General features: G+C 61.3%; 28 protein-coding genes. 14 read left to right on the top strand and 14 right to left on the bottom strand.

Annotated elements, in window-relative coordinates; all coding sequences use genetic code 11:
* The first annotated feature begins 2 nt into the window (after positions 1 to 2).
* Both ACLH0K_RS12500 and map read left to right on the top strand, forming a co-directional pair.
* On the top strand, positions 3 to 572 hold the full coding sequence (locus tag ACLH0K_RS12500) for an adenylate kinase (RefSeq protein WP_411376477.1): 570 nt from the start codon (positions 3 to 5) through the stop codon (positions 570 to 572).
* A 71-nt stretch (positions 573 to 643) separates the two neighbouring features.
* The gene (map, locus tag ACLH0K_RS12495) at positions 644 to 1,471 is read left to right on the top strand and encodes a type I methionyl aminopeptidase (RefSeq protein ID WP_411373910.1); all 828 of its coding nucleotides are present in this window, start codon (positions 644 to 646) and stop codon (positions 1,469 to 1,471) included.
* Positions 1,472 to 1,524: 53 nt separating this feature from the next.
* Here the strand turns inward: map and ACLH0K_RS12490 are convergent, their stop codons facing one another.
* A complete protein-coding gene (locus tag ACLH0K_RS12490) occupies positions 1,525 to 1,770 on the bottom strand; it encodes a helix-turn-helix domain-containing protein (RefSeq protein ID WP_411373909.1) in 246 nt (81 codons plus the stop codon).
* Entirely contained in the window at positions 1,771 to 2,262 is a 492-nt protein-coding gene (locus tag ACLH0K_RS12485) for a DUF2975 domain-containing protein (RefSeq protein WP_411373908.1), read from the bottom strand.
* A 75-nt stretch (positions 2,263 to 2,337) separates the two neighbouring features.
* On the opposite strand from ACLH0K_RS12485, the gene ACLH0K_RS12480 reads away from it, so the two are divergent.
* From ACLH0K_RS12480 to ACLH0K_RS12440, 9 genes are all read left to right on the top strand, one after another.
* Entirely contained in the window at positions 2,338 to 3,273 is a 936-nt protein-coding gene (locus ACLH0K_RS12480) for a P1 family peptidase (RefSeq protein WP_411373907.1), read from the top strand.
* Positions 3,274 to 3,442: 169 nt separating this feature from the next.
* Positions 3,443 to 3,664, top strand: a complete 222-nt coding sequence (gene infA / locus ACLH0K_RS12475; protein ID WP_009358723.1) for a translation initiation factor IF-1 — start codon at positions 3,443 to 3,445, stop codon at positions 3,662 to 3,664.
* Between the two features lie 69 nt (positions 3,665 to 3,733).
* Positions 3,734 to 3,847, top strand: a complete 114-nt coding sequence (rpmJ, locus tag ACLH0K_RS12470) for a 50S ribosomal protein L36 (protein WP_009358722.1) — start codon at positions 3,734 to 3,736, stop codon at positions 3,845 to 3,847.
* Positions 3,848 to 4,031: 184 nt separating this feature from the next.
* A complete protein-coding gene (rpsM, locus tag ACLH0K_RS12465; protein ID WP_003803743.1) occupies positions 4,032 to 4,406 on the top strand; it encodes a 30S ribosomal protein S13 in 375 nt (124 codons plus the stop codon).
* A gap of 59 nt (positions 4,407 to 4,465) precedes the next feature.
* Positions 4,466 to 4,867 (top strand): 30S ribosomal protein S11, encoded by a 402-nt coding sequence (rpsK, locus tag ACLH0K_RS12460; protein WP_009358720.1) that lies wholly within the window; start codon positions 4,466 to 4,468, stop codon positions 4,865 to 4,867.
* A gap of 129 nt (positions 4,868 to 4,996) precedes the next feature.
* Complete coding sequence (locus tag ACLH0K_RS12455) at positions 4,997 to 6,007, top strand: DNA-directed RNA polymerase subunit alpha (protein WP_009358719.1); 1,011 nt, start codon at positions 4,997 to 4,999, stop codon at positions 6,005 to 6,007.
* A 68-nt stretch (positions 6,008 to 6,075) separates the two neighbouring features.
* A complete protein-coding gene (gene rplQ, locus ACLH0K_RS12450) occupies positions 6,076 to 6,660 on the top strand; it encodes a 50S ribosomal protein L17 (protein WP_411373906.1) in 585 nt (194 codons plus the stop codon).
* Positions 6,661 to 6,692: 32 nt separating this feature from the next.
* Complete coding sequence (locus tag ACLH0K_RS12445) at positions 6,693 to 7,583, top strand: tRNA pseudouridine synthase A (protein WP_411373905.1); 891 nt, start codon at positions 6,693 to 6,695, stop codon at positions 7,581 to 7,583.
* A 118-nt stretch (positions 7,584 to 7,701) separates the two neighbouring features.
* On the top strand, positions 7,702 to 8,490 hold the full coding sequence (locus tag ACLH0K_RS12440) for a response regulator transcription factor (RefSeq protein ID WP_411373904.1): 789 nt from the start codon (positions 7,702 to 7,704) through the stop codon (positions 8,488 to 8,490).
* Between the two features lie 28 nt (positions 8,491 to 8,518).
* Here the strand turns inward: ACLH0K_RS12440 and ACLH0K_RS12435 are convergent, their stop codons facing one another.
* The 10 genes from ACLH0K_RS12435 to ACLH0K_RS12390 form a co-directional block, all read right to left on the bottom strand.
* Positions 8,519 to 8,842, bottom strand: a complete 324-nt coding sequence (locus tag ACLH0K_RS12435; RefSeq protein WP_411373903.1) for an Hpt domain-containing protein — start codon at positions 8,840 to 8,842, stop codon at positions 8,519 to 8,521.
* 243 nt (positions 8,843 to 9,085) lie between these two features.
* A complete protein-coding gene (locus ACLH0K_RS12430; protein WP_411373902.1) occupies positions 9,086 to 9,973 on the bottom strand; it encodes a type II secretion system F family protein in 888 nt (295 codons plus the stop codon).
* 10 nt (positions 9,974 to 9,983) lie between these two features.
* The gene (locus tag ACLH0K_RS12425; RefSeq protein ID WP_411373901.1) at positions 9,984 to 10,772 is read right to left on the bottom strand and encodes a type II secretion system F family protein; all 789 of its coding nucleotides are present in this window, start codon (positions 10,770 to 10,772) and stop codon (positions 9,984 to 9,986) included.
* A gap of 155 nt (positions 10,773 to 10,927) precedes the next feature.
* Positions 10,928 to 12,370 carry a CpaF family protein gene (locus tag ACLH0K_RS12420; RefSeq protein ID WP_411373900.1) on the bottom strand — a complete coding sequence of 481 codons (1,443 nt, stop codon included), beginning with the start codon at positions 12,368 to 12,370 and terminating at the stop codon, positions 10,928 to 10,930.
* The gene (locus ACLH0K_RS12415) at positions 12,370 to 13,563 is read right to left on the bottom strand and encodes a CpaE family protein (protein WP_411373899.1); all 1,194 of its coding nucleotides are present in this window, start codon (positions 13,561 to 13,563) and stop codon (positions 12,370 to 12,372) included. The genes ACLH0K_RS12420 and ACLH0K_RS12415 overlap by 1 nt, the downstream gene beginning before the upstream one ends.
* Positions 13,560 to 14,309, bottom strand: coding sequence for a Flp pilus assembly protein CpaB (cpaB, locus tag ACLH0K_RS12410; protein WP_411373898.1), 750 nt, complete (start codon positions 14,307 to 14,309; stop codon positions 13,560 to 13,562). The genes ACLH0K_RS12415 and cpaB overlap by 4 nt, the downstream gene beginning before the upstream one ends.
* A gap of 44 nt (positions 14,310 to 14,353) precedes the next feature.
* On the bottom strand, positions 14,354 to 15,379 hold the full coding sequence (locus ACLH0K_RS12405; protein WP_411373897.1) for a pilus assembly protein TadG-related protein: 1,026 nt from the start codon (positions 15,377 to 15,379) through the stop codon (positions 14,354 to 14,356).
* Positions 15,367 to 15,825: a TadE/TadG family type IV pilus assembly protein gene (locus ACLH0K_RS12400; protein WP_411373896.1), complete on the bottom strand. Its 459-nt coding sequence runs from the start codon at positions 15,823 to 15,825 to the stop codon at positions 15,367 to 15,369. The genes ACLH0K_RS12405 and ACLH0K_RS12400 overlap by 13 nt, the downstream gene beginning before the upstream one ends.
* A 112-nt stretch (positions 15,826 to 15,937) precedes the next feature.
* On the bottom strand, positions 15,938 to 16,147 hold the full coding sequence (locus tag ACLH0K_RS12395; RefSeq protein WP_411373895.1) for a Flp family type IVb pilin: 210 nt from the start codon (positions 16,145 to 16,147) through the stop codon (positions 15,938 to 15,940).
* 229 nt (positions 16,148 to 16,376) lie between these two features.
* Positions 16,377 to 17,042: a prepilin peptidase gene (locus ACLH0K_RS12390; RefSeq protein WP_411373894.1), complete on the bottom strand. Its 666-nt coding sequence runs from the start codon at positions 17,040 to 17,042 to the stop codon at positions 16,377 to 16,379.
* 298 nt (positions 17,043 to 17,340) lie between these two features.
* Here ACLH0K_RS12390 and rplM point away from each other — a divergent pair, with 298 nt between their 5' ends.
* Together rplM and rpsI are read left to right on the top strand one after the other, a co-directional pair.
* Positions 17,341 to 17,784 carry a 50S ribosomal protein L13 gene (gene rplM, locus ACLH0K_RS12385; protein ID WP_411373893.1) on the top strand — a complete coding sequence of 148 codons (444 nt, stop codon included), beginning with the start codon at positions 17,341 to 17,343 and terminating at the stop codon, positions 17,782 to 17,784.
* Between the two features lie 39 nt (positions 17,785 to 17,823).
* The gene (rpsI, locus tag ACLH0K_RS12380) at positions 17,824 to 18,330 is read left to right on the top strand and encodes a 30S ribosomal protein S9 (RefSeq protein ID WP_411373892.1); all 507 of its coding nucleotides are present in this window, start codon (positions 17,824 to 17,826) and stop codon (positions 18,328 to 18,330) included.
* A gap of 168 nt (positions 18,331 to 18,498) precedes the next feature.
* Here rpsI and ACLH0K_RS12375 read toward each other — a convergent pair whose 3' ends face one another.
* Both ACLH0K_RS12375 and ACLH0K_RS12370 read right to left on the bottom strand, forming a co-directional pair.
* Positions 18,499 to 18,918: an OST-HTH/LOTUS domain-containing protein gene (locus ACLH0K_RS12375; RefSeq protein WP_411373890.1), complete on the bottom strand. Its 420-nt coding sequence runs from the start codon at positions 18,916 to 18,918 to the stop codon at positions 18,499 to 18,501.
* Positions 18,918 to 19,025, bottom strand: coding sequence for a hypothetical protein (locus ACLH0K_RS12370; protein ID WP_411376476.1), 108 nt, complete (start codon positions 19,023 to 19,025; stop codon positions 18,918 to 18,920). Before ACLH0K_RS12370 ends, ACLH0K_RS12375 begins: the two co-directional genes overlap by 1 nt.
* A gap of 207 nt (positions 19,026 to 19,232) precedes the next feature.
* Here ACLH0K_RS12370 and glmM point away from each other — a divergent pair, with 207 nt between their 5' ends.
* On the top strand, positions 19,233 to 20,594 hold the full coding sequence (glmM, locus tag ACLH0K_RS12365; RefSeq protein WP_411373888.1) for a phosphoglucosamine mutase: 1,362 nt from the start codon (positions 19,233 to 19,235) through the stop codon (positions 20,592 to 20,594).
* Positions 20,595 to 20,620: the final 26 nt, after the last annotated feature.

Here is a 20,620-nt window from a genome sequence, read left to right as displayed (position 1 = left end):
GAATGCTGATTATTGGACCTCCCGGTTCCGGAAAAGGAACGCAGGCGGAGCGGATTTCAGAGCGCCTCGGCGTTGTGGCAATCTCCACCGGCGATATCTTCCGTGCGAATGTAAAGGGCGAAACGCCGCTTGGCATCGAGGCCAAGAAGTACATGGACAACGGAGACTTTGTGCCGGACAGCGTCACCAATAAGATGGTGCGCGACCGGCTCAGCGAGGCCGACGTCCAGTCCGGCTTCCTGCTGGACGGCTACCCCCGCACCACTGCGCAGGTGGACTACCTTGATGACATCCTCGCCAAGGGCGAGGAAAAGCTCGACGTCGTCCTGCAGTTGACGGCCGACGACGAGGAACTGGTGCACCGCCTTCTGGGCAGGGCCAAGGAAACGGGCCGGAGCGACGACAACGAAGCCGTCATCCGCCACCGGCTTGACCTGTACCACGAGCAGACTGAGGCCGTGGTGGCCAAGTATGCCGAGCGCGGCATCCTCACCCAGGTGGACGGCATCGGCGCGATCGACGAAGTGACCGACCGCGTGATGCAGGCCATCAAGGCCGCACAGGCAGCCTGATCCAGGCACGTTTTACCGAGGCTCCTCCCCGGCACAGGGGAGGAGCCTCAGCCATTTTGAAAGGACACATCATGGCCTTTGGCCAGCCCCGCATCGAATACAAGAACAACGACCAGATGCGCAGAATGCACGAGGCAGGCCTGGTGCTGGGCCGCGCCTTGGACGCCGCCGTTGCCGCGGCCGCGCCGGGTGTCACCACCAAGCACCTCGACGACGTCTTCGCTGCGGTACTCAATGAAGCCGGCGCCAAGTCCAACTTCCTCGGCTACCACGGCTTCCCCGCCACCATCTGCACCTCGGTCAATGAGGAAGTGGTGCACGGGATTCCCGGCAGCAAGGTCCTGCGCGACGGCGACATCATCTCGATCGACGGCGGGGCCATCGTTGACGGCTGGCACTCGGACTCAGCCCGGACGGTCATCGTGGGCACCGCGGATCCCGAAGACCAGCGGCTCTCCGACGTCACTTTCGCGGCCATGTGGCGGGGCATTGCTGCGCTGGCCACCGGCACCCATGTGGGAGACATCGGCGCCGCAATCGACGACTACGTCTCTTCTGTGCCCGGCAAGCCGCTCGGCATCCTGGAGGACTACGTGGGCCACGGCATCGGTTCCGAGATGCACATGGCGCCCGATGTCCTGAACTACCGGACCAGCCACCGCGGGCCCAAGATCAAGCCCGGCCTGTGCCTTGCGATCGAGCCCATGCTGGTGCGTGGCGGCATCGAAACGGCCGTCCTGGAAGACGACTGGACCGTGGTCACCACGGACGGCAAACGCTCCTGCCAGTGGGAGCACTCCGTTGCTGTCCACGAGAAGGGCATCTGGGTGCTGTCAGCGCCCGACGGCGGCGCGGAGCACCTTGCGCCCCTCGGCGTCACCCCCATCCCGATCCCCTAGCCCAACTGAGTAGCGTCAACTGTCGTTTTGAGCCCTCAAAACGACACTTGGCGCTACTTAGTTGGGGAAGTGTCCGGGGTCTGGCCGTCCGCGCCGTCCGGTTCCCACCGCAGCAGGTCGCCGGGCTGGCACTCCAGTACTTCGCACAGCGCCTCGAGCGTGGTGAACCGCACCGCCTTCGCACGGCCGTTCTTGAGCACGGCAAGGTTGGCCGGCGTGATGCCCACCCGTTCCGCGAGGACGCCGACCGGCATTTTGCGCTTGGCCAGCACCACGTCGATATCCACGATGATGGCCAATCAGATCACCTCATCAAGCTCGGAGCGCAGCTGCTGGGCCTCAACATCCCGCGCCACCGCCTGGGCCAGCAGGGTCCGGAGCACCAGCACGATCAAAGCCACCCCGGCGATCATCAGCGAAGCACCGCAGATCAGCAGGACGATGCCGGGCGCCACCTCGCCCGGAGCCAGCAGTACGGCAATGCCGAATACCAGCAGTGACGCAGCGGCGATGGCGCCGAAGATGATGTCCACGTACCGGAACGCGCCGTGGGAAAACACGGTTCCGCGGCGCACCATGGTCAGCAGCTTCCAGACACACACAGCCGTCACCTGCACGCACACGATGCCCACGACCACGATTGCCAGCAACGCGATCCGCGGGCCGTCCGGAGCGCCTGCCTCCTGCAGGTCGATGGACAGCAGCGGCACCATCCACACCTGGACGAACAGCGAACCGGCAAGGACCAGCGCAATCACGACCCGCAGCGCCAGCACGGTGAGCTTTCCCATTTCCTTCTCCTCTATCGAGCAACAATCGGATGCTATCGATATTCAATAGGTTAAGCAGCGGGCAGAATGGACACCATGGGATCTCTTGCTGACGTGCCGGGCATCCGGGTGGGGCACGACCACAAGGTTGGGGAAGGGTGGCTCACCGGGGTCACCGTTGTCCTGCCGCCGCCGGGCACGGTGGGCTCCGTCGATGTCCAGGGCGGCGGACCGGCCACCCACGAAACTGACGCGCTTGACCCCACGAGCCTGGTCAGCCAGGTGGACGCCGTAGTGCTGGCCGGCGGCAGCGCGTACGGCCTTGCCGCAGCAGCCGGCGCCCAGCGCTGGTGCGAGGAGAACGGCAGGGGTTTCGAGGTGCCTGGGGGAGTGGTGCCGATCGTGCCGGCCGCGGCCATTTTCGACCTCGGCCGCGGGGGGAACTTTTCCGCCCGCCCGACGCCGGACATGGGCTACGCGGCAGCTGCCGCCGCTGCTGCTGAAAAGGAAGGGCACGCCGTCGGACGCGGCAACGTGGGTGCCGGCACCGGCGCCCTCCTGGGCAGGACCTATAAGGGTGGAGTTGGCACAGCCTCGATCAGGCTGGAGAACGGCGTAGTTCTCGGAGCCCTCGCTGTAGTCAATGCGCTGGGCCTGCCGCTGGTTGAGCACTCGCTGCTGAGGGAATCGGTGTCCGGCCCGCCGCTTAACACCACACTCGTAGTTGTCGCAACGAACGCCGTGCTTGATGTGGCCGAGTGCAAGCGGACTGCCTCCGCTTCCCATGCCGGCATCGCCCGTGCGTTGAGTCCCAGCCACACTCTCGCCGACGGGGACACCGTCTTTTGCCTCGCCACCGGCACTGTGGCACTCGACCGTGCGGACGAAACTGCGCGGCAGCTCAGCCTCATCACGCTGCAAAGTGCGGCAGCCGACGTCGTACGCCTTGCCATCCTGGACGGGGTGGCCAGCGCCGAAGCCGTCAGCACTCCGGCCGGCGACTTTGATGCGTACGGCGGGCAGATGCGCTAGCATGACTGGATTTAACTTTCGCCGCCCGATGGCGTAGTGTTGTTTGTTGGTTGTCTGGACTGCCGTGCCCTCATGGGCCCTGGGGTGGGCAACCGATCCAACACAAAACGTTCGTGGCCATGCATGGTGCAATCCGGCAGGGCTGCGGCAACAACAGTTAGCGGAGGGTATGGCCAAGAAGGACGGGGTCATTGAGATCGAAGGCGTTGTGACGGAGGCGCTGCCTAACGCGATGTTTCGCGTTGAGCTCACCAACAAGCACATCGTCCTGGCACACATCTCTGGAAAGATGCGTCAGCACTACATCCGAATCCTCCCCGAGGACCGCGTAGTGGTGGAGCTGAGCCCGTACGACCTCACCCGTGGTCGTATCGTCTACCGCTACAAGTAAATTGCTGGGCGGCTTCAGCGGAAGCTGACGCTGCTCCAGTTGACCAACTGCCACACGCAAAGGAATGCCATGAAGGTCAAGCCGAGCGTCAAGCAGATCTGCGAAAAGTGCAAAGTGATCCGCCGTAACGGCCGGGTCATGGTGATCTGCGAGAACCCGCGCCACAAGCAGCGCCAGGGCTAATTTCCTTCCTCGAAGGAAATCCCGGGTTGCTAACCCACGCAAGTAAATAAAGGCAGCACAAGCTGATCTGGAACATGTGCTTCAACGAGTCCGGACAGCTAACCCCCGGTCGGAGGCTGGGGCCGCACGGAACGTGCGGGTGTACTGCCTACGACCTCCGGTTTATTCAAGGAGTACTGCCACTATGGCTCGTCTCGCTGGCGTAGACATTCCCCGCGAAAAGCGGCTGGAAATTGCGCTTACCTACATCTACGGCGTGGGCAAGACCCGTGCACACGAAACCCTGGCCGCCACTGGCATCAGCGCTGACGTTCGCGTCAAGGACCTGACCGATGCCCAGCTGGTTGAGCTGCGTGACTACATTGAAGGCAACTACAAGGTTGAGGGTGACCTTCGCCGCGAAGTAGCAGCTGACATCCGCCGCAAGGTTGAAATCGGCAGCTACGAAGGCCTGCGCCACCGCAAGGGCCTGCCCGTACGTGGACAGCGTACGAAGACCAACGCCCGTACCCGCAAGGGCCCGAAGCGCACCGTCGCCGGCAAGAAGAAGGCCCGCTAAAAAATCCCGGCCGGGATTTTTTACGGAGCATTCCCCAATAACTTTCTGTAGGAGAAATAATGCCCCCGAAGACTCGTGGCGCGGTTCGCAAGCCGCGTAAGAAGGACAAGAAGAATATCGCGCTTGGCCAGGCGCACATCAAGAGCACCTTTAACAACACCATCGTTTCCATCACGGATCCGACCGGCGCTGTTATTTCCTGGGCTTCCTCTGGTGAGGTTGGCTTCAAGGGCTCGCGTAAGTCCACCCCGTTCGCTGCCCAGATGGCAGCCGAAGCTGCTGCCAAGCGTGCGCAGGAGCACGGCATGCGCAAGGTAGACGTATTCGTCAAGGGACCGGGCTCCGGACGCGAGACCGCAATCCGTTCGCTGCAGGCCGCAGGCCTCGAGGTTGGCTCCATCCAGGACGTCACCCCCGCAGCCCACAACGGCTGCCGCCCCCCGAAGCGCCGCCGCGTCTAATTCTTTTCGGCTGCAGAGCTTGCCCGGACCAGCAACGGTCCGGGCAAGCCCCGCGCGTTAAGTCTTCAGACCGAATTTCCACCACCTGTGTTGCGTCATATAGCGGATGCTCGCCGAAAGGAAACCTAAGTGCTCATTGCACAGCGCCCCACCCTCTCCGAAGAGGTAGTCTCCGAAAACCGTTCGCGTTTCGTCATCGAACCGCTGGAACCGGGCTTCGGCTACACCCTCGGAAACTCCCTCCGCCGTACCCTGCTCTCCTCCATCCCCGGTGCTGCCGTTACCAGCATCCGGATCGATGGCGTGCTGCACGAGTTCACCACGGTTCCGGGTGTCAAGGAAGATGTCACCGAGATCATCCTGAACATCAAGAACCTGTCGGTTTCCTCCGAGCACGACGAGCCTGTTGTGGCTTACCTGCGCAAGCAGGGTCCCGGAGTCGTCACCGCCGCGGACATCGCTCCGCCGGCCGGCGTCGAATTCCACAACCCGGATCTGCACATTGCCACGCTGAACTCGAAGGGCAAGTTCGAGCTCGAACTGACCATCGAGCGCGGACGCGGCTACGTTTCGGCAGCTCAGAACAAGTCCGGCGACGCAGAGATCGGCCGCATCCCGGTCGACTCCATCTACTCGCCGGTGCTGAAGGTTACTTTCCGCGTGGAAGCAACCCGTGTTGAGCAGCGCACCGACTTCGACAAGCTGATTGTCGACGTCGAGACCAAGCAGGCCATCGCCCCGCGCGATGCCGTTGCTTCCGCAGGCACCACCCTGGTGGAACTGTTCGGTCTGGCCCGTGAGCTGAACACCGCAGCTGAAGGTATCGAGATCGGTCCGTCGCCCACCGACGCTGCCCTGGCAGCCGACATGGCACTGCCGATCGAGGATCTGGACCTCACCGTCCGTTCTTACAACTGCCTCAAGCGTGAGGGCATCCACACCGTGGGTGAACTCGTTGCCCGCTCCGAGGCTGACCTGATGGACATCCGCAACTTCGGTGCAAAGTCCATTGACGAGGTCAAGGCAAAGCTGGTTGAACTGGGCCTGTCCCTCAAGGATTCGCCTCCCGGTTTTGACCTCGCAGCACGCGCCGCAGCAATCGAAGAGGACGACGCCGCCTTCGGCGACGACGAACTCTAAACCAGACCCTGGCCGGGGGACTGCACCATGGTGTGCAGCCCACGGCTTCCACATGAGGAGAAACAATTATGCCTACCCCCACTAAGGGTCCGCGCCTCGGAGGCGGCCCGGCTCACGAGCGCCTCATGCTCGCGAACCTGGCATCATCCCTGTTCGAGCACAAGCGGATCACCACCACGGTGACCAAGGCCAAGCGCCTGAAGCCGTACGCAGAGCGCCTGGTGACCTTCGCCAAGCGCGGCGACCTGGCTTCCCGCCGCCGCGTCCTGGGCCTGATCAGCAACAAGGGCGTAGTCCACGAGCTGTTCACCGACATTGCCCAGGCAGTGGAGAACCGCAACGGCGGCTACACCCGCATCACCAAGATCGGCAACCGCAAGGGCGACAACGCCCCCATGGCTGTCATCGAACTGGTCCTCGAGCCGGTTTCCGCCAAGCAGGCCGTGGTCGCCGAGGCCACGCAGGCCACTGCAAACGCTGCTCCGGCCGCTGAGGAAGCTCCCGAGGCCGAGGTCGCCGAGACCGAAGCTGCCGAGGCTTTCGCTGCTGAAGAGGCTGCTGAGGCTCCTGCCGCTGAAGAGGCAACCGAAGAGGCTCCGGCCGCTGAGGAAGCTGCCGAAGCTCCGGCTGCCGAGGAGAAGGACGCGAAGTAATTCGCTGATCCGCTTCGCATAGACTTGGGTCTATGAACCACCAAAAACCCGCTGCCCCCGTTTCAGGGGGCGGCGGGTTTTTGCGTATCCGCGTCGATCTTTCGTACGACGGCGGCCCGTTCAGCGGGTGGGCGGTGCAGCCTGGCCTGCGCACGGTCCAGGGCGTCCTGGAGGAGGCACTGGAACTCCTGGTCCGCCGTCCCGTGCGGGTCACTGTTGCCGGCCGGACGGACGCAGGGGTGCACGCCCGCGGCCAGGTGGTGCACCTGGACCTGGCCGAAGCCGAGTGGCTGGGACTGGCCCGCGGGCACGAACTCGATCCCGCCGTCGCCATGATGCGCAGGATCCGCGGGGCGTTGAACCGCGTGCTCGGAGACCTGCACGGCGCCGTGGAAGTCCACCGCATCGCCCTCGCGCCGGAGGGGTTCGACGCCCGTTTCTCCGCCTTGTGGCGCCGCTACAGCTATCGAATCGCCGACGGCCCCGCGCTCTGGGATCCGCTGGAGCGCTACTTCACCCTGTGGCACAAGAACCCGCTGGACGTTTCCCTGCTGAACGAGGGCGCCTCGCAGCTGCTGGGCCTGCAGAACTTCCTGGCCTTCTGCAAGCCGCGGGAGGGCGCCACCACCATCCGTGACCTGCAGCGGTTCGAGTTCGCGCGCGGGGAGGACGGGGTTATTGTCGCCACCGTCCAGGCTGATGCCTTTTGCCACAATATGGTCCGCGCCCTGGTGGGCTCCGCACTGTATGTGGGGGAGGGCGTCGTGGAACCGGGCTGGCTGCACGAGCGGCTTCTCGCGCAGAAGCGGGACGCCAAGTCGGTGCTGGCGGCACCGCATCCCCTGGTCCTCGAGGAGGTGGCCTACCCGGCCGACGGCGAGCTGCTGGCGCGTGCCGAACTCACCCGGGCGCTCAGACGTTGACCTGCTTCACGTAATGCCTTTAGGTTGGGTGGCGGGCGTGATAAAACCTAAGTAGTTTGGTCTTTCTTTCCGTGGCGCGCTGGGCGGTACGGCGGATCGACCTGATATGGGGTTACAAGTGCGCGATCCTAACGTGGCCGTAGTGGTCGAGGATGATGACGACGTCCGGAATCTTCTGGTCGCTGTTCTCCAACAAGCCGGTTTCGAGGTCCATGCAGCGGCCACGGGACATCAGGGTGTTGACGCAGTCCGTGCGCACCATGCCAGCCTGGTCACCCTTGACGTTGGGTTACCGGACATAGATGGTTTCGAGGTACTTCGCAGAGTCCGGCAGTTCAGTGATGCCTATGTGGTTATGCTCACAGGCAGAAACGATGAGTTGGACACGATCACAGCCCTTCACGGCGGCGCGGACGACTATATGACCAAGCCCTTCCGTTCCCGGGAACTCCGGGCCCGCGTGGTGGCCATGATGCGGCGCCCTCGACGAGAAATATCCGGCTGGCCTGAGCCGGACACTCTCATGCTGCACCACAGCCCGGAGCCGCGAAGGACCGTAACGGCACAGCGAAGTAAGATTCTTCAGCACAACGGCCTCACACTGCAGGTCGACTCGCGCACAGCCACACTCCGGGGCAAGCACGTCGCTTTCACGAGAAGCGAATTCGACTTGTTGCATGATCTATTTCGAGCGGGGGGTGCGGTGCGGACAAGGGCGGAATTGGTGCGGGTCGTCCGTGGCGAGCAAGACGGTGAAGAATCTTATATAAGTGAAGCGGACCAACGTGCCGTAGAGGTGCACCTTGGTAACATCCGCCGCAAGCTTGGCGACGATCCTGTAAATCCCCAGTGGCTCATCACGGTCAGGGGTGTGGGATACAGGCTGGCTCCAGCAAGGGGGGAATGAACGCCTGCGTATGCCGCAGTGCCGTAGTTTATCCTGTCTCGTCGCGAAGGTAATCCTTTTTTAGGGCAGCCACCGTCATCTCTCCTGCCTTCTTCAGGTCAGGCAGAAGGGCCCGCATAGCCGCCAAACTTCCTTGCCCTAACATGTGCTCCAGCTCCAGGGACCAGCGTGCCAGTCGTGGCGCACCTACCATTAGCGCTGAGTTCTTGAGACTGAGTACCGCGTCGTGCGTGCTCTTCGTATCGTTGTCCATCAGGGCAAGGGTTAGGCAGCCAATCCGCTTGTCCCAAATCCGTATGAAGTCCTCAACGAAAGTGCGTGCTATTCCACTGCCGCCGGCATCCTGCTCCATCTCCATGTCCTGCAGTACAACAAGGTCCAGTAACGGAAGATTTTGTATCCTCCCGCTTAGGGCCATAAGTTCCTGGCCGCATTCGCCCGGAGTGCTCGCGTAGTCAGAGCCTGGGTCGCCTCCGCGCATGCCTTCGCTACTGGACATGGGATGAGGCTAACTACTCAAACCGGAAGAGGGCGGGACCGGCAAAGCTTTCTGCGCAAAGCCTGCGGCAATCCTGCGTCGTGAGGTGTTCATGCTTTACATCGTTCCTATGAGGTTGTCCATCACATTGATAACGGCAGGCCCCATGATGACCAGAAACAAGGCGGGCAGGATGCAGAACATTAGGGGAAACAGAACCTTGATAGGCAGTTTCATGGCTTTTTCCTCAGCTCGCTGGCGCCGCTTGAGCCGCATCTGCTTGGCTTGTGTGTGCAGGACTCCGGCCAACGGGATGCCGTACGCATCGGCCTGGACTACAGCACGAACGAAGTTGCGAAGGTCGGGCACATCCGACCTCTGAGCCAGTGCAAGGTAGGCCTCCTTGCGGGTGCGGCCGACCTGCAGGTCCTGAAGCGTCCTGCCAAGTTCTTCCGCCAGTGGGCCCGTGCCGTTCCGCGCCGAGCGAGCTAGCGCGGCCTCAAAGCCTAAACCGGCTTCAACGGAAATAAGCATTTGATCGAGCGTGTTGGCAAGCTCCACTTCGATAACCTTTTGCCGTTCCGCTGCCCGGCTATGAATAATGATGTCCGGCACGAAATAGGCCACTACGGGCAGGGCAACGGTGATGAGAAGCAGAAGGCCTGTGGGTGACTTTGTGGCCAGCAAAACACTGATGAGACCTGCAATCAAGGCAAGCGCAGGCTTCGCAATCAGGACCCGCTCAAGTGGCAGCCTTGTGGGACGGCCTGCTTTTGCAAGCAGCTCGTCAAGCCACCCGGCATAACCGGTAGGAGTCAGCCTCGCGCCAAGTTTATGCAGTCTTCCCACGCCTGCTACGGGAGTGGCAGCTTTCACAGCCCGCACCCGGCCAAGGTTGCTGCGTACAGCAGCCAATCCGCCCCTGTCAACCACAATAAGCGCCCACGCCAAGGCGGAAACAGGGATGATGATAAGCGCGATCAACAGCCATGCCATTGCACTCATAGGAGCTCTCCTAGAACTTGATTTTCACGACGCGGCTGAGCCACCAGGAGCCGATGCCCATCATCACTACTGCTGCACCGAGCATGGCCCACCCGATGATGTTGGTGTATAAAGTGCCGATATAGGCTGGGCTGGTGGCGTTCATGAAAACGAACATGCCCACAGGCAATCCGATAAGGACATAAGCAGACATTTTTCCTTCTGCACTCAGGGCTTTTACCTGGCCCTTGATTTCGGACCGTTCCCGGATAGTGGCACCTACCTGGTCAAGGACCTCAGCCAAGTCGCCGCCTACCTCCCGGTGGATTTCGATGGCTTGGGCCACCCAATCAAAATCTTCGCTTCTCAAACGCTGGCCGGCATCCACCATTGAATCCTTCAAGTCCCGGCCGAGACGTGTTTCAGCGATGATCCGGGCAAATTCTTCCGACGTTGGTGCTTCCGCGTCAGCAGCGACCGCGTCGATCGAGCGTAGAAGGCTGTGTCCTGCCCGCAGGCCTCCTGCCAGCACCTGCAGGGTGTCGCCCAGTTGGTCCGCGAACTTGGCGCGGCGCCTGTCGGTAAGGACCTTGACGAGCACCATCGCGGCTAACGGGGCCAGAACGAGGAACAGCAGGCCCAGCCCAAGTCCGCCAAGCAACAGGCCGGTGAGGCCGGTGACAACACCCGCGCAACATACCAACAGGATGAAATCAGCCTGGCGCAGGCGCAGACCGGCCTGTTCCAGTGACTCCTGAGAGCCGAAAGAAGCCTTTTTGCCCACCTTCACATCGACAAAATTCACGGCGGAATCGGTCATCCGTGTAAGCAGCGATTCCTGCTTGTCCGTCCCGGGCCGCCTGCGCGATGCGGCGATACCGCGGGCACCGGACCAGATTGTGGTGAACAGGACAAGGCCGATGGCCGCAAGGCACATACCGACGCCGAGGGCAAAAAAGAGGGGATGCGAGGCACTCACCGGTATCCGCCTCCGAGATGCGGGAGACCGAAGACTGCGGGCGGTACTTCGATGCCAAGTTCGGCAAAGCGTTCCGCGAAGCGTGGCCTGATTCCCGTTGGCATGGGCCGACCCAGGAATTTTCCCTCGGAATCCTGACCGGCGCTGTAGTCGAAAACGAACGCGTCCTGGAGCGTGACAATATCACCCTCCATTCCCTGTACTTCAGTAACGTGGGTGACCCTGCGGCTTCCATCTCGGAGCCGGGATACATGCACGATGAGATCGACAGCAGATGCGATCTGCTCACGGATTGCGCGCAACGGCAAATCCATTCCGGCCATCAATACCAACGTCTCCAGTCGGGCGATAGCATCACGCGGAGAATTGGCATGAAGTGAGGAGATTGATCCGTCGTGTCCGGTGTTCATTGCCTGCAGCATGTCCAGCGCTTCTCCGCTACGGACTTCGCCGATGACGATTCGGTCCGGCCTCATGCGGAGCGAGTTGCGGACCAAGTCCCGGATGCCGATCTCGCCCTTACCTTCGATGTTGCGGGGGCGGCTTTCCAGCCGCACCACGTGCTCCTGTTGAAGTTGCAGTTCCACTGCATCCTCGATGGTGACGATTCGTTCATCAGCCGGGATGAAGGATGAAAGCGCGTTGAGCAAGGTTGTTTTGCCTGTGCCGGTTCCGCCGGAGACGAGGATGTTGAGCCGTGCCTGGACACACGCCCGGAGAAGGTCTGCCATCTCGGACGTAAGGGAACCGAAGCCAATAAGCTTCTCGACTGTCAGCGGTTGCTTGCTGAACTTGCGTATGGTCAAGGACGCGCCATTGACAGCGAGCGGCGGGATGACGGCATTGACACGCGATCCGTCGAGCAGGCGCGCGTCCACCATTGGCGAGGATTCGTCAATGCGGCGCCCCACTTTGGTAACGATGCGTTCGATGATCCGGCGCAGATGTTCCTCGGAATTGAACCGTGCTCCGGTCAGGAACAGCGTACCGCCACGTTCGACGTATACCCTGTCCGGGCCGTTGACCATGATTTCAGTCACGGCTGCTTCGTTCAAAAATTTCTGGAGTGGCCCGTTGCCGAGGACGTCGTCAACAATTTCCTGTACAAGCCGGTGCCGTTCATGGGCGGTGAGGGGAATCTCGTCCTCGTCGACGATGTTCTGCAATTCCGCCCTAACGTAGTTCTGCAGTTCACCTTCGTCCAGGGAGGTGTCCGTGATCCTGGTGCCCATTCGTTCGTAGAGTGTGGCGGCAGCGCGTTCCTTGATGGTGTTCAGCGCTTCGCCGGGGTCAGTCTCCCGCGTTGAAGTTTCCGGGGGAACAAGAGAAGGGGATATGGCGACTGCGGGAGGGGCAGTCCAAGGGCTGTCCGCAGGTTCCGGTGTTCCGTCTGCGGGGACGGCGCCGCGACGAGCTTCCAGGCGCTGTGAGAGGTTCATTAGAGCACTGCCCTTCTGTGAAGTTTCCTGGTGGGGCGGGACTCCCAGTCAGGACCAAACCGGGCAACCAATTGGCGCAGTCCCTTTGTTGCAGCATCCTTCGTACCGTCCTGCAGCAGCGGAACGCCCTTGTTAGTGGAGAACGGCACCGCCCTCGATCGCGGCAGGATCACGTCCACGGGACAGCGGATGGTTGCCTCTATGTCCTGCACGCTCAGCCCGGTACCGCGGTCCGCCATGTTAAGCACAACATGGCGTCTCTCGGGAACGAGATCAATCTCTGCAAGGACGTCCAAGCTGTTGCGGAGGCCGCGAATGCTCGGAATATCCATACCGCAAACCCACACAGCATCAGTAGCATGCTCCAGCGTGGCAAGCACATGCTCATCGAGGCCCGGCGCAGTATCTACGACAACGTATTGGAACTCGTTGGCCAACTGGCTTAGCAGACGCCCGATCTGTTCTCCGGAAATGCGATCAGCAGCGGTAGGAAGCGGAGGAGCGCACAGGGCATAAATTCCCGAGGAGTGCAATGAGAGGTAGGACTTCAAAACCACGGAGTCCTGGACCGCGGCTCCTACCACCGCATCGGCTAGCGTCTTCTCCGGGTCGAGCAGAAGCCCGGAGGCCACGTCGCCAAACTGCAGGTCAAGGTCCACTACGACAACCCCCGCAGGAGCATCCTTGCCCAGTCCTACGGCAAGGTTCGTGGTGACGGTCGTTTTACCTACCCCCCCTTTGGGTGACATCACCGAGATCACCCTGCCTTGGCGCGACAGGCCTGGTACCGCAGTGCCGAGCCCGCGCCGCCGGCCCGCAGCGGCAAGGCTTGCACGTTCCAGCATCGCCTGTATGGCGTCCACATCCGACTGTGGGGGGAGCAGGTCCCTGATACCGGCGCGCATGGCCGGCAGGGCCACAGCCTCCCCTCGGTCCGTAACCAGGACAACGCTGATTTCGGGGTATTCGAGGTCGAATAGACTGGCAAGCCGGATCGCGGCCTCAACATCCAGCTGGGGCCCGAAAAGGATCACCTCAACGGGGTCGCCGCTTACCGCCTTGAGTAGATGGTCGGGACCCGGCGGCAGGTGCTCCGTTGCGACAGACTGGAAGGTGCCGCGCAACCTCGATGCGGCTTGCCTGGCCCGATGCTCGAACTCCGTATCGGGGGTGATCAGCACAAATCTGCTCATCGGTACAGCCCCGGCTTTGTAACGACGATCGGACCGGCGTCGGTTGCTGTGGAAGGTTCTTTAGTGAGCCAAAGGCTTCCGAACTGGGCGCTGAAGGCGAGCTTCACTGCATCTTCCTCACTAAGGGCGAAAGTGACTATTAGTTGCCCCTCAGGCAGCTGCGTGTTGGCTTGTTCTGCCGATCCTTCTGTTGCGGAGGCTGACCCCGCGGCGCGTTGGACGCTGGTGATGAGGACCTTGTGGAAAATTTGCTGGGCAGACGCAACCTCGGGAGTGGTCTTGACCGCGCCGCTTTCGAACAGGGCCACGATTCCCGCGGTTTCACCCGGGTTGATGCGCCCGCCTACTACACGTGATCCGTCCAGTTGGACGGAAATTTCCTGCATGCCCTCCGGAATGGGGACAGCGCCGGGACCGGATAAGCTGTCCGGGTTGGCCAATCGGCCTTCGAGAAGAGGTTCTCCAGGGAGGATGTCCGCGGCTGTTACTTTGCCGTCCAGGCCGTCAAGGTGTTTGAGGGCTCCTTGTGGAACTGATGCAGCTGGAAGGGAAGCGACTTTGGTGGCGGACCTGACCGCTTCCAGGTCAGCTCCCTGTGGTATAAGTTCCCGGGCTACCAGTACCTCAACTGGTTGCAGGCCCTGCTGGGCTCTTGCTTCTGCTGCCTGGACATATGAGACGAGCAGTAAGGTGCCGACCAGGGCCAGCACGACCGCCACAATGCCTCCCAGCAAACGGCTTTTCACGTTGACGTTCTCCTTGTTCCTTGGAGTTGCGATGCATTTGCGGATTAGCCGCTGAGTCGTATGCCTAAAGCTTGGTAGGTTGCGGGCCCGCCCAATACGGCCGCTTCAGCTAGCGAAATCTTCTTCACGTATTTGGCGTAGAGGCCAGCATGTGAGTGGTTGTGATTCAGGCTGTTGCTCAATGCTTGGGCGTCAGGCGTTAAGTATGTACTGTCCGGAAACCTCCAGCCGCGCAGGGAAATCTGCGCGAAAGCTTCAACGTGGAAAAAGTGTTCGGACCCGGCGCCTGATTTCTTGTCGAAGATGGGTACCAAAACTTCCACAGGTATTCCGGCTGCAAGTTGCGCTTGAAATTTATCGAACTGCGTTTTGCAGTCGTTCGGAATTGAGTTTGAATTGTCACCAGGATATTCCGTGGTTACACGGATATCGAGACTGCAGTTTCCGTTAATAGTGTCATGCCTAAGCCAGCCGAAGCCTCCAGGAATTTCCGACCCGGAAGATTTTGAGGTGCATGCCGATTTGGTTGCATTGCCATGAACCTGAAAGAATTGAAGAGGCTTGGTCAGGCCCGGGTCGGACTCGCATTGGGAAAAGGTGAGTGGCATCACATGCGCCCGCGAGTATCCTGAAAATTTGGCCTGTGCGGTCGCCCGTATGTCGACGATATCAATGCCCAATACTGGGCCAAAAATCAGCGGGAACTTCTTGTGACCCGAAGCCTCTTTGGATTGCACTTCAACGTCGACAGTACCGCCGGCCTTCCCGCTCACTACCTTCGACTTGACTACTTCCGTGGCACCGTCTAGTGCGTTGGCACTTGCCAGGTCGTTGGCATTGGCAAGGTCTTTTTGGCACGTTGCCAAGTGGAGGCCCCCGGCGCAGGACTCAGCAATCGCCAAAGCTGAGGCATCTGCAGCATTTTGCAGTTGCGCGTGCTCTGAATACATCCTTGCTGTGTCCACGGCGAAGGCTGCCATGCCCAAGACGGCAACCATGAGAATTGCCGTGAGTGGGGCGATGACGCCACGCTCACTCTTCAGGCCACACTGCAGGTTCAGCCGCCGCATCGCATGACCCCCTTGCCCGCTATGGTGAAGGGCTGTGACACCCCAATGAGCTTTTCCAGGCCAGTCATAAAGCCCGCTGAATAACGGACGGTACTGATGACGTTGACGCCCGTGGCGCAGGCGGACCCGCTGGAGTAGGAGATAGTCACGTCGCTGGTTTTCAGGGGGACAGAAGGAGCAGCGGCGACGCCGGCAGACTGTGCAGCTCCCACACTGAAACCGGCATCACCATGGTGTACGGCAACGTAGCGGGTCGATTCGCGGGCAGCTTCCGACAGCGAGACCTGTATGTTGAGTGCCCTGCCGAATTCGAAGATCCCAAGAACAAGAATCAGAAAGATAGGCAGTACCAATGCAAACTCAACGGCCACTGCGCCTTTGTCACCAGCACAACCGATGCCATCGTTTGATACTTTGAAGCTCCGCGGGCTTCCATGATTATTCATTTGGAACCTCAGTTTTATTTGCCAAACGGAGATCGATCGAGCTGGGTCCACATGGCCGGAGGCAAAGTTAGGCTTCACTCCGCCTCCGGCCCTGTGCGCAGAAACACTGGGTTTAGGTCGCAGGGGCGCCGGGCAGCTTGTCAGTGATTGCCTTGAAACCGGCGTTGATTTCATTGCCGAGGAGGACAACGAGTCCGATAATCACAGCGGCGATCAATGCCACGAGCAACCCGTATTCAACAGCTGTTGCGCCCTTTTCGTTTTCCAGGCGGTTCTTGAGGTGGAAGCCGGCGGTGTGAAGGGTGGCGATAAGAGAAAGCATTGTTACTCCTAATTCATGAAGTGGCTGGCCCTGCACCAGCTCTGCAACAACGCTAACCCGCCAATATCGGCCAGAACACAACCTTGGGATCTTCTTGAGCGAACATTTAGCACCCTGCGTATTTCTTGCGAATCTCCAGCGTCAACCTTGGACACCAAGCTGAAAGGTGCCATCTTGCGGCGTGGCCAGCAGTGGTGCGAGTCGCATAGAACCCCGCGGGCAACAGTAATCACCAAGAGGTCAGGATCGTTCCAAGTGCGGCCGCGAGCATTGACGGGCCGAAAGCGATCTCAGCGTTCTTCTTGACCACTTTTGCAGCTACCAGTCCGGCGGAAACTAAGCCGCCGAGTACGAAGCCAAGAGCACCGCCATAGAACACTTGGCTCCAACCCATGTATCCGAGATACATGCCCAGCGGCGCGGCGAGCTTCACGTCGCCCATCCCTATGCCGCTGGGTGAAATGACGGCGAGAACAAGGTAGACGAAGAACAACGCGGCCGCACTGGCACTTGCCCGCGCCATCGAGGACCAGTCCTGTGATAGGGCGCTGTCTAAGGAGAGGAGCACAGTACCGGCGCCGAGCAGTGCCACCACCAGGGGATTGGGCAGCAAATGCATGGCGAGGTCAATCCGTGCCAGTTGGACGGCCAGCACGCAAAGCGCCAGAAATGCCGGCAAAGCGGCCTCGAACCCAACGCGCACCGTCATAACTGTGCAAAGGATCCCGGTGATAGCGGACGTCGTGATACTTGCGCCGGCGCTCGTGGCTGTGCCAAGGCGGGGAAGAAAACGTGCGATCAGCAGTTCGGCCGCCGGGCACAAAACCGCGCACAGCAGTCCCACCACGGCGGCCCAGGGCATAGTCGGCACTGCTGCTGAAGACACGACGGACATAAAGGCTCCTTGCTGATCGGCCCGGCCTAAGAGTGTCGCGCCCAGCGCCGGCTACCCCATTTTGACCCTGAAGCCCTTATCGCGCTAATCTTGGTAGTCGTTGTGCGTGTCCTATTCCGATGGCGCGTGCCCACTTGAGAATCCGGTTGCAGGATAACTACTCGGTGGTCACATTCGGAACTCCAGGATGACTGGTACATAGAGTCCTCACCTCTGCTCCGGTAACGCGCAGATAGTAGGCGTCCACTTTCGTGTGGCGCCTAAACAAGAACGCCAGAACAAGAACGAGGCAAACACCGTGCGTACGTACACCCCGAAGCCCGGCGATATCAACCGCCAGTGGCACGTCATTGACGCCACCGACGTTGTCCTTGGCCGTCTTGCAAGCCAGACCGCAATCCTGCTGCGCGGCAAGCACAAGGCCACCTTTGCATCCCACATGGACATGGGCGACTTCGTCATCATCATCAACGCTGAAAAGGTTGCCCTGACCGGCTCCAAGCTGGACCAGAAGCGCGCCTACCGCCACTCCGGCTACCCGGGCGGCCTGACCTCCGTCAACTACGCGGAGCTGCTCGAGTCCAACCCGGTCCGCGCCGTGGAAAAGGCCATCAAGGGCATGCTCCCCAAGAACTCCCTGGCTGCCCAGCAGCTGAGCAAGCTGAAGGTGTACCGCGGTGCTGAGCACCCGCACGCCGCACAGCAGCCCAAGACTTTCGAAATCACCCAGGTCGCCCAGTAGTCCTGGCCACCAAGCAACTTACTTATTCCAAGGAGAATCGTGGCTCAGAACGAAGAACTGACCACCGAGGCCGTTGAGGCCGAGGAAAACCTGACCAGCTACACCTCTGAGAGCTCTTCTGTCGAAGCTGCTCCCAAGAAGGAGCGCCCGGCGCTTACCGTTGCCGGCGCAGCTGTTGGCCGCCGCAAGGAAGCCGTTGCCCGCGTCCGCGTTGTGCCCGGCACCGGCAAGTGGACCATCAACGGCCGCGAGCTGGCGAACTACTTCCCGAACAAGCTGCACCAGCAGGACGTCAACGAGCCCTTCAAGATCCTCGATCTTGAAGGCGCCTACGACGTCATCGCCCGCATCCACGGCGGCGGCATCTCCGGCCAGGCCGGTGCACTGCGCCTCGGCATCGCCCGTTCGCTGAACGAAATCGACGTAGAGAACAACCGCGCCACCCTGAAGAAGGCCGGTTACCTGTCCCGCGACGCCCGCGTCATCGAGCGTAAGAAGGCCGGTCTCAAGAAGGCCCGCAAGGCCCAGCAGTACTCCAAGCGCTAAATTTGGCTTGCACAGAAGCCCGTCCCGCCATTGGTGGGGCGGGCTGCTGTGTTATTGGGAACAGACATTGTGGGGATGGGATGACGATCTGATCGCATGCCTGCTACCTTGCTGAATGCCGTAAGCGGCGCCTAGTCCAGGATGCGAGGGCATGGTGGTCTCTGCTCATCAGCTAACTACGGGAGTGCCTCTTGCTCCGGAGCGCTTATCGCGAACGAGTAATCTCTGGTTTTTTCGCCTGACGTCAAACAGCCCTGTCGTCTCGAAAAGATCGTTCAGTTTCCTGTGTCCATAATTGCGGGGGTCTAGTGATGCCTGATTTCCTATTTGGCTTCTGACGGCAGAAAAGTTCGCCCAACCGTCATCACCGCGTGCAGCTTCGACTGTATTACGCATCATCAGCACAAGGCGAGTGTTACCTCGAAGTGTTCTCGGGTCGGTCCGTTCCTCCAGCAACGTCTCAGGGCTGGCAGATGACTGCCCAAGGCCTTCAACATAGGTGAATAGTGAACAAGCGTTGACAAAGGGCTCTGGAGTTTTCCTCTGGCCAAACCCGTATACCTTGAGACCGTCCGCCAGTATGCGCATTACGAGTGGAGTGAAATCAGCGTCGAGGCATCTTTACCAGTGCTGTAGGAGAACTGCTGCATCGGGCGAATTGCATATGGATGAAGGGCGGCTTCCCATTGTTGCAGGTGCGGGCTTTTCCAGTTGCCGTATGCGCGCCTGACGTTGGCAACCCCGTGATGGGCACTTCGGCAAGGACGACGTCGATCTTCAAAGCGCTTGCCCGGCTGTCGATGCCCCGGTCGGTGTACAGTCCAGGGAGGAAGCGGAGGAGCTGGTGCAACTCTCGACCAGCCGTTTCAAGCCCCGCCACCCCCATCCTCTAGACTTGTCCGGTGCCTAGATTATTTGGAACTGATGGTGTCCGGGGGCTGGCCAACGGCCTGCTGACAGCGGAGCTCGCCATGCAGCTGGCCCAGGCGGCCGCCGTCGTGCTTGGCCATGACCGCAACTCCAACGGCTCCCGGCCGCGCGCCGTGGTGGCCCGGGACCCGCGTGCCAGCGGCGAATTTATCGCCGCGGCAGTGGAGGCCGGGCTGTCCAGCTCCGGAGTGGACGTCTATGACGCCGGCGTTCTCCCCACGCCCGCGGCGGCCTACCTGGTTGCGGACCTGGACGCGGACTTCGGCGTTATGATCTCCGCCTCCCACAACCCGGCGCCGGACAACGGCATCAAGTTCTTCGCCCGCGGCGGCCAGAAGCTCCCCGACGACGTCGAAGACGCCATCGAAGCCCAGATGGGCAAGGAAGCTGTGCGCCCCACCGGCGCAGACGTCGGACGCATCCAGCGGTTTTCCGACGCCGAGGACCGCTACGTCGTCCACCTCCTGGGCACCCTGCCGCACAACCTCGAAGGGCTCACCGTTGTCCTGGACTGTGCCCACGGTGCGGCCAGCGGCTGTTCGCCCCAGGTCTTCAAGGACGCCGGAGCCAACGTCATCGTCATCGGCGCCGAACCCGACGGCCTGAACATTAACGACGGCGTCGGCTCGACCCACCTCGGCCCGCTGAAGGAAGCGGTTGTCAAGTACGGCGCGGACCTCGGTATCGCCCATGACGGTGACGCTGACCGCTGCCTCGCTGTCGACCACGAGGGCAACGAGGTGGACGGTGACCAGATCATGGCCATCCTCGCCCTCGCCCTAAAGAAGTCCGGCAAGCTCAAGGACGACGTCCTGGTGGCCACCGTCATGAGCAACCTCGGCCTGAAGATCGCCCTCCGCAACGCTGGCATCAGCATCCGCGAAACTGCGGTGGGGGACCGGTACGTGCTGGAGGAAATGCGCGACGGCGGCTTCAACCTGGGCGGCGAACAGTCCGGCCACGTCATCTTCTCCGACTACGCCACCACCGGCGACGGCCTACTCACCGGCCTGCAGCTTGCCGCGCAGGTTGCCCTGACCAAAAAGCCCCTCAAGGAACTGGCCACCGTGATGACCAAGCTTCCTCAGGTCCTCATCAACGTCAAGGGTGTGGACCGGACCCGAGTGGGCAGCAGTGACGTCCTTACCCAGGCCGTGGCAGCAGCTGAGGCCGCCCTGGGCGAGACAGGCCGCGTCCTGCTCCGCCCCTCCGGCACCGAACCGGTGGTCCGCGTCATGGTGGAGGCGGCGGACGAAGAGACCGCACAATCCATCGCCGAGCACCTCGCCCAGGTGGTCCGCACCGAGCTCGCTTTAGAACTTGTCTCTGAATGAGTTGGTGCAACTTGTGGACTGAAGTC

Source organism: Arthrobacter sp. MPF02 (genome assembly GCF_046605375.1).
In the GTDB taxonomy this organism is placed as follows: Bacteria; Actinomycetota; Actinomycetes; order Actinomycetales; family Micrococcaceae; genus Arthrobacter.
Note: the sequence above shows the minus strand (reverse complement) of the source record. Positions and strands in the feature narration are given on the sequence as shown.